This is a genomic window from Roseateles sp. (assembly GCF_036486225.1).
Lineage (GTDB): Bacteria > Pseudomonadota > Gammaproteobacteria > Burkholderiales > Burkholderiaceae_C > Roseateles.
The window spans coordinates 1-7,586 of the sequence record NZ_DASVNZ010000408.1 but is presented as its reverse complement, the minus strand read 5'-3'; the positions used below and the strand labels follow the sequence as shown (position 1 = coordinate 7,586).

Sequence of the window (7,586 nt, the reverse complement as noted above, 5' to 3'; positions counted from 1 at the left end):
CGGGATCGGGCGGCAGCGGCGCCGGCCCCTCGCCGAGCGCCGGCAGCGATTCGATGCGCCGTCGCGGCGCGCCTGGCGGCGAGTCTTTCGGCGTGGTGGTCGCCGGCGGCGGTGGTGGCGCCGCGGTCAGCTCCCGGACGAAGGCGGCTTGCAGCCGCTCCGGTTCCGGCGTCTCGGGCGCCCATTGGTCGTGGAGCTCGCGAGCGCCGCTGAGCAGCCAGAGATGGGCGCCGATGACCGCCGCCGTGAGCCCGGTCAGCGCCAGATGGTGTCGACGAAGGCGAGCCGCCGCATCCTTCCAGCGACGCGGATCGGCGAGTCGCGCCGCTCCGGCCACGAAGGCGGACAGCCCACGACCGAGCGCCCGTCCGGCGTCCTGGATCTGCCGGATTTCAAGGGCGAGCCGACGTCTCAGCCACCCAGCCATGCACGCCGCAGGCTTTGCGCACGCGCGGGCGCCTTGTCGAGCAGGCCCAGGCACACCGGACGCGCCGCGCTGTCCTGCGTCGGCAGCGTCAGGGCCAGCGTCAGCATCCGCTGGTCGCGCGTCACCAGCAGTTCGAGCCGTTGCGGGTCGACGTGGTTCAGGGTCAGCGGAAGGTCCTCGAGCTTGCGCACGCGCCACCCGTTGCAGGCGACGATCTCATCGCCCGCGCTCAGCCCGGCGGCCAGGCCGGCGCTGTCCAGCAGCACGTTCTTCACGGTCACGATGCCGTCGTTCTCTGACACCCGCAGCCCCAGGCGCTGCGCCAGCGTCGGCTTGTCCAGGCACCAGCGCACGCCGACGCGCTCCAGCAGCTGCGGCAGCGGCAGGTCCTCGGTGCCGTGCACCCAGGTCGACAGCGTCTGCGCGATCGCCTCGCCACCGAGGTCGACCAGCTTCTGCAGGATCTTCGCCTCGCTGACCGGCCCGCCGCCGGTGTCCTTCCACAGGCCGCGCATCAGGTCGTCGACCGACATCGGCTTCTCGCACTTCTCCGCGCCGCGCAGCGACAGGTCCAGCGCCAGCGCCACCATCGAGCCCTTGGCGTAGTAGCTGACGACCGCGTTGGGCGTGTTCTCGTCCTGGCGGTAGTACTTGGTCCAGGCCTCGAGGCTGGAGCGCGCCACGCTCTGGTGCTTGCGTCCCGGCGCGCCCAGCACCTGCGTGAGGGTGGTGGCGATCAGCTTCAGGTAGCGGGCCTCGTCGATCAGGCCGGCGCGGACCAGGAAGAGATCGTCGTAGTACGAGGTGAAGCCCTCGAAGAACCACAGCAGCTCGGTGTAGTTCTCCTGCTCGTAGTCGTAGCGCTCGAACACGTCCGGCCGCAGCCGCTTGACGTTCCAGGTGTGGAAGTACTCGTGGCTGATCAGGCCCAGCAGCTTCACGTAGCCGTCGCTGGTCTCGGACTGGCCCAGGCGCGGCAGGTCGCGCCGCGCCGCGATCAGCGCGGTGCTGGCGCGGTGCTCCAGGCCGCCGTAACCGTCGTCGGTGCAGTTGAGCAGGAACACATAGCGCGACATCGGCGGCTTGCTCTTGCCGCAGTGCCAGAAGGCGATCTGCGCCTCGCAGATCTTCTGCGCGTCGCGCAACATCCGCTCGCCGTCGAAGATCGGCAAGGCGCCGGACACGACGAACTCGTGCGGCACGCCGCCGGCGACGAATTCGCCGCGCCAGAACGGGCCCAGCTCGAACGGGTGGTCGGCGAGCTCGTCGTAGTCGGCCGCCTCGAACTGCAGCGGCGCGTCCTCGACCGGCGTCATCGCCGTGGCGACGTCCCAGCCCTCGGGCAGGCCGGTCAGTTCGACGCGGTGCGGCAGATCGTCCTTGCCGTGGGCGCGCAGGCACAGGCCGGTCGCGTTGAAGAAGCCGCGCTGCGCGTCCAGGAAGGCGGCGCGCACGGACGTGTCGAAGGCGTAGACCGGGTAGCTGATGATCAACGCGCCGCGGCCGGCGCACTCGAATTCCCAGCGGTTCTTCGCCGTCTGCGTGACCAGCACCTCGCGCTGGCCCTGGCGGGCCGCCACGGCGCCGAGGTGGCGGGAGAACTCCCGCACCAGGTAGCTGCCCGGGATCCAGACCGGCAGGCTCACGGTCTGGCGCGGCTCGGGCGCGGGCACGGTCAGCGTGACCTCGAAGCGATGCGCGTGGAGGTCGGCGACGGCGATGCGGTAATGGATCGTGGGGCGAGCGGTCATGAGGAACAGCCTACCAAGGCTGGCCCACGCGTGGGGCGTGGGGGACGCGTTTTTGGGCGGTTCCCGTTCAGGAGACCCGGCCCAGGGTTCGTCCGGATCGACGTCCGTGCGCGTTCTGCGGCGGGTTCTGCGGCGCTTTCTGCAGCGGGCCCGGCGCCCCTGTTCAGGTGCCCTGGGCGGCGATGAAGCAGCTCAGCGCCGCCACGGCGCTCAGCCGGAAGCGCAGCGTCAGCCAGGCCGACGCGCCCAGCGAGGGGTACAGCTTGCGGTCGGCGACGTAGCAGGCGATCAGCAGGAAACCCTCGATCACCAGGCCGGCGTACGGCGGCATCGTCGAGGCGATCCAGGCCAGCAGCGCCGGCACGATGCCCCAGATGAAGGGCGTGGGCGACGGGATGGTCTGGCGCATGCCCAGTCCCCAGTGGATCGCCCCCAGGAAGGTGATCACGATGGCCGCGTAGCGCGACAGGCCGTCGGTGACGTAGGGATGCGCGTCCTCCCGCACCAGCCAGACCAGCGCCGCGCCGAGCACGAACGGGATCAGGCCGGCGTAGCCCAGCCGCAACGCGACCGGGTTGACGGAGGCCGAGGCGGCGTGCACCGGGGCGGCGTGGTGGGGCGTGCGGTCGGTCATCGGGATCAATCGTCGGGATCAGGACTTCTTCTGGGCCTTGTCGGCTTCCTGGATCGCCTGGAAGCGCTGTTCGAGCTGCTGCGGACTCAGCGCGCCGGGGGCCCGGGTGCCGTTCTCGAACAGGATGGCCGGCGTGCCGTTGACGCGGATCTTCTGGCTGAGGGCCAGGTTGCGCTGGATGGCCGAGCTGTCGCACTTCGCGTCGGCCGGGCCGGCCATCGCGCCGTCGATCATCCAGTTGCGCCAGGCGACGGTATTGTCCTTGGCGCACCACACGGTGCGCGACTTCTCCGGCGAGTCGCCGCCGAGGATGGGGATCACGAAGGTGTAGACGGTGACGTTGTCGACCTCCTGCAGCGACTTCTCGAAGCGCTTGCAGTAGCCGCAGTTCGGGTCGGCGAAGACGGCGATGCGGCGCTTGCCGTCGCCCTTCTTCCAGACGATCGCATCCTTGAGCGGCAGCGAGGCGAAGTCGATCGCGGTGATCTTCTCGATGCGTTCCTGGGTGACGTTCTTGCGGTTCTTCAGATCGAGGATCTCGCCCTCGATGAGGTACTGGCCGCTGGCGTCGGTGTAGCGGATCTCGCTGCCGATGCGGACCTCCCAGAGCCCGGCGATCGGGCTGGGACGGATCTCGTCGACCTTGATCTCCTTGGGCATCACCGTGGCGAGGTTCTTGCGGATGGTCTCCTCGTTGGCCTGGGCGGAGCAGCCGTACAGGCCGAGCGCAGCCAGCGCGGCGACCAGGGCCAGGGTCTTGCGGGAGAGGGACGCGGACAGCAGGGACGTCATGGGGTCTTTCGAAAGCTTTCAGGGTGAACGGATGACACCGTTCAGTGGCCGAGCGCGCGCGCCGTGAGCCATTTTTTGAGCGGGCCGGCCCGATCGACCAGGCGCAGGCCTTCGTTGCGCAGCCGGGCGAGGACCGGCGCCTGGCTGGCGAAGCCGCGCAGCAGGCCGTCCGTCAGTTCGCCCATCGCCCAGGTCGGGGCGATACGGGCGCGGGCGTAGCGGCGCAGCAGCTTCTCGTCGCCGAGGCTGCGCCAGGATTCGCGTTGGACGATGACGTCGACCAGCGCCTGCACATCGGCCAGGCCGAGGTTCAGGCCCTGCCCGGCCAGCGGATGGACCAGGTGGGCGGCATCGCCGAGCAGCACCCAGCCGGGGCCGCTCAACGCGTCGGCGCGGCACAGCTGCAGCGGCCAGGCCTGGCGCTCGCCGGCGAGCTTGAGCGTGCCGGCGGCGCCGCCGGTGGCTTCGAGCAGCGCGGATTCGAATTCGGCCGGACCGGCGGCCATCAGGCGGCGGGCCTCGTCCTTGGGCAGCGACCAGACCAGCCCGTAGCTGTGGCCGGGCTCGGGGCGGTCGAAGGGCAGCAGCGCGAGCACGTCCGGCGAGCGGAACCATTGCCAGGCCTGGCCCTGGTGCGGCTTGCTGGCGGTCAGCCGGGTGGCGACGCCCACGTGGCCGTAGTCGTGGCGCTCGTAGTGCACGCCGAACTCCTGGGCGGCGACCGTGTCGCGGCCTTCGCACAGGGCCTGCAGCGTGGCGGGGACCGGCTCGGTCACGCGCTGCACGTGCGGAGCGAAGCGCAGCGCGGCGTCGAGCTGGTCCTCGAGCGCGGCGGCGTCGACGATGTGGGCGAGTTCACCGGCGCCCTGCTGCCAGGCGCTGAAATGCAGCTCCGCGCCGGCGCGGTCGCCGTGGATGCGCATGTCGTGCACGGGGGTTCGGGCGTCCTCGGCCAGGCCTTCCCACACGCGCAGCCGGGTGAGCAGCGCGACGGAGGCGGCATTGAGGGCGTAGGCGCGCACGTCGGCGGAGGACGAAGCGGCGGTCGGCCGGGCGAGCAGGGCCACGCGCAGGCCGCGGGCGCCGAGCGCCAGCGCCAGGCTACGACCGACGCAGCCGTTGCCGCGCACCAGGACGTCGAACTTTTCCATGGAGGACGATTGTAGGCAGGGGCGATGGGGCGGTCCCGGACGGACTTCCAGGCGGGCGCGAAGGCGGGACCGGCGGTGGGATCGGGGGTGGGATCGGCAGCTTGACTAAAATGCCGGTTTCGCCCGCGCGTGCCGCAGGCCCGAACAGCACTCCAGCATTTCCCCCGAAAGCCAACCATGAGCCTCAAATGCGGCATCGTGGGCCTGCCCAATGTCGGCAAGTCCACCCTCTTCAACGCGCTGACGAAGGCCGGCATCGCCGCCGAGAACTACCCCTTCTGCACGATCGAGCCGAACGTGGGCATCGTCGAGCTGCCCGATCCGCGCCTGGGGAAACTGGCGGAGATCGTGAAGCCCGAGCGCATCGTGCCGGCGATCGTCGAGTTCGTGGACATCGCGGGCCTGGTGGCGGGGGCGTCCAAGGGCGAAGGCCTGGGCAACCAGTTCCTGTCGCACATCCGCGAGACGGACGCGATCGTGAACGTGGTGCGCTGCTTTGAAGACCCGAACGTGATCCACGTCAACGGCAAGGTGGACCCGATCTCCGACATCGAGGTGATCCAGACCGAGCTGTGCCTGGCGGACCTGGGGACGGTGGAGAAGAGCCTGCACCGCTACAACAAGGTGGCGCGCGCGGGCGACAAGGACGCGGCCGCGCTGGTGAAGGTGCTGGAGAAGTGCCAGGTCGCGCTGGACCAGGCCAAGCCGGTGCGCTCCATCGACTTCAGCAAGGAAGAGCTGGTCATCCTGAAGCCGCTGTGCCTGATCACGGCCAAGCCGGCGATGTTCGTGGGCAATGTGGCGGAAGACGGTTTCGAGAACAACCCCTTCCTGGACCGCCTGAAGGAATACGCGGCCGGCCAGAACGCGCCGGTGGTGGCGATCTGCGCGAAGACCGAGGCCGAGCTGTCGGAGATGGAAGACGAGGACCGCGCGATGTTCCTGGCCGAGATGGGCCAGGACGAGCCGGGTCTGAACCGCCTGATCCGCGCCGGCTTCAAGCTGCTGGGCCTGCAGACCTACTTCACGGCAGGCGTGAAGGAAGTGCGGGCGTGGACCATCCACGTCGGCGACACGGCGCCGCAGGCGGCCGGCGTGATCCACACCGACTTCGAGCGCGGCTTCATCCGCGCGCAGACGATCGCCTTCGACGACTTCATCCAGTTCAAGGGTGAGCAGGCCGCCAAGGACGCCGGCAAGATGCGCGCGGAAGGCAAGGACTACGTCGTCAAGGATGGCGACGTGCTGAACTTCCTGTTCAACGTCTGACCGGTGGGAGCAGCGCCCGGAGGGTCAAGCCGATGTTCACCGAGTGCTATTGCACCCAGTTCAGGCGTTCCGCGAACGCCCTGACCAGCATCTACGACGAGGCGCTGCGGCCGATCGGACTGAAGATCACGCAGCTGACGCTGCTGCGGTCGCTGTCCCGCCTGAAGTCCGCGACCTACAACGAGATCGCGGCGGAACTGTCGCTCGACAAGACGACCATCTCGCGCAACATCAAGCTGCTGATCGACGCCGGCTGGGTCGACGTGAGCGGTGACACCGATGCGCGCTTCAAGGTGGCGCAGCTGAGCCCCGCAGGCGTCAAGGTGCTCAAACGCGCCGAGCCGCATTGGCGCGCGGCTCAGAAGCAGGTCGAGACCGAGATGACGAAGCACCTCAAGGTCCCGGCCCAGGCGGTGCTGCTGGACGCGCTGGAAGCGCTGCAGCGCGTCGGGGCGGCCCGCCTCGAGGGTTGAGCAGGTCGCTCCCGCGACCTGCCCCACTCGATCCGCCGGCGCTCAGCGCTTGGCGGCCTTCAGCTTCGCGACGAACACGTCGCCGAACTCCGCGGCCGAGAACGGCTGCTGGGCCGTGATCAGCTCGCGATCGACGATGACGTTCGAGTGCCAGTTCGCGACGGAGTCCACGTGCGCGCCGGCTTCGGCCAAGGCGTTGACCGGATAGAACTGCACGTTGCCGCCCAGCCCGCCCGGGCCTTCCAGCGCCTGCTCTTCGCCGGTCGAGAAGACCGTGACGCGATAACCGGCGTACGGCCAGCCCTTGGCGAACGAATTGGCCTTGCCGTCGTTGGCGATCATCGACTTCACGAAGCCGTCGGCATCGCCCAGCGCGGACAGCAGCACGATCGGGCCGTGGCAGATGATGCCGGTGGGGCGGCCGCTGTCGTGGAAGCTGGTCAGGATCCTGCCGAGGTTCTTGTCGGTCAGCAGGTCCACCATCGGCGCGTGGCCGCCCGGCACGAAGACGCCGACGTAGCCCGAGGTGCCCTCGGCCACCACCGCGGCGAGGGTCTTCGTCTTCTTCAGCAGATCGACGCCCTGGGCGTACTTGTAGGCGTCCGCGCGGGCCGCTTCGTCACCGCCGAAGAACATCTTGTTGTTGGAGTTGGGGTCCATCACCGGCACATCGCCCTTGGGGTTGGCGATGACCGGCTCGTAGCCCGCTTCCACGAGCTTGCGGTACGGCACGACGAACTCGTTCAGGTAGTAGCCGGTCGAGTACTTCTTGCCGTCCTTCAGGTCCAGCGAGCTGGCGCTGGACATGACGACGAGGACCTTGCCCTTGGACGCCGCGCTGGCGGCGTGGGGAACGGCGAAGGCGGTGAAGGCGGCCAGCAGCGCGGCGCCGAGCTTGAACAGTTTCATGATGGTTCTTTCTTTGGATGGAACGTGGAACGTGAGACGTGGAAGGTGGAAGCCGGGGATCAGGCTTGTCCACCGTCGACGTAGCGCGGCGCGGGTTTGGCGTTGGAGAACTTGAAGGTGCGGCGGTGGGCTTCCCAGCGTTCCCATTCCTCGCCGTCATGCAGCGTCGGGATGGTCACG

Annotated in this window: 7 protein-coding genes and 1 pseudogene; 2 read left to right on the top strand and 6 right to left on the bottom strand. The window is 69.2% G+C overall.

Annotated elements, in window-relative coordinates:
- From VF536_RS26540 to VF536_RS26520, 5 genes and pseudogenes are all read right to left on the bottom strand, one after another.
- Window positions 1-427, bottom strand: a pseudogene (locus VF536_RS26540) (hypothetical protein); the annotation flags it as partial.
- On the bottom strand, window positions 412-2,178 hold the full coding sequence (locus VF536_RS26535; protein ID WP_331617947.1) for a M61 family metallopeptidase: 1,767 nt from the start codon (window positions 2,176-2,178) through the stop codon (window positions 412-414). The gene VF536_RS26535 and the pseudogene VF536_RS26540, both read right to left, overlap by 16 nt.
- Window positions 2,179-2,341: 163 nt before the next feature.
- The gene (locus VF536_RS26530) at window positions 2,342-2,812 is read right to left on the bottom strand and encodes a DUF3429 domain-containing protein (protein ID WP_331617946.1); all 471 of its coding nucleotides are present in this window, start codon (window positions 2,810-2,812) and stop codon (window positions 2,342-2,344) included.
- A gap of 18 nt (window positions 2,813-2,830) precedes the next feature.
- Window positions 2,831-3,604 (bottom strand): DsbC family protein, encoded by a 774-nt coding sequence (locus VF536_RS26525; RefSeq protein ID WP_331617945.1) that lies wholly within the window; start codon window positions 3,602-3,604, stop codon window positions 2,831-2,833.
- Window positions 3,605-3,645: 41 nt separating this feature from the next.
- Window positions 3,646-4,755: an FAD-dependent monooxygenase gene (locus VF536_RS26520; protein ID WP_331617944.1), complete on the bottom strand. Its 1,110-nt coding sequence runs from the start codon at window positions 4,753-4,755 to the stop codon at window positions 3,646-3,648.
- A gap of 177 nt (window positions 4,756-4,932) precedes the next feature.
- Here VF536_RS26520 and ychF point away from each other — a divergent pair, with 177 nt between their 5' ends.
- Window positions 4,933-6,024 carry a redox-regulated ATPase YchF gene (gene ychF / locus VF536_RS26515; protein WP_088406325.1) on the top strand — a complete coding sequence of 364 codons (1,092 nt, stop codon included), beginning with the start codon at window positions 4,933-4,935 and terminating at the stop codon, window positions 6,022-6,024.
- Between the two features lie 32 nt (window positions 6,025-6,056).
- A complete protein-coding gene (locus tag VF536_RS26510) occupies window positions 6,057-6,497 on the top strand; it encodes a MarR family winged helix-turn-helix transcriptional regulator (RefSeq protein ID WP_331617943.1) in 441 nt (146 codons plus the stop codon).
- 42 nt (window positions 6,498-6,539) lie between these two features.
- Here VF536_RS26510 and VF536_RS26505 read toward each other — a convergent pair whose 3' ends face one another.
- Window positions 6,540-7,406, bottom strand: coding sequence for a type 1 glutamine amidotransferase domain-containing protein (locus tag VF536_RS26505; RefSeq protein ID WP_331617942.1), 867 nt, complete (start codon window positions 7,404-7,406; stop codon window positions 6,540-6,542).
- Between the last annotated feature and the right edge of the window lie 180 nt (window positions 7,407-7,586).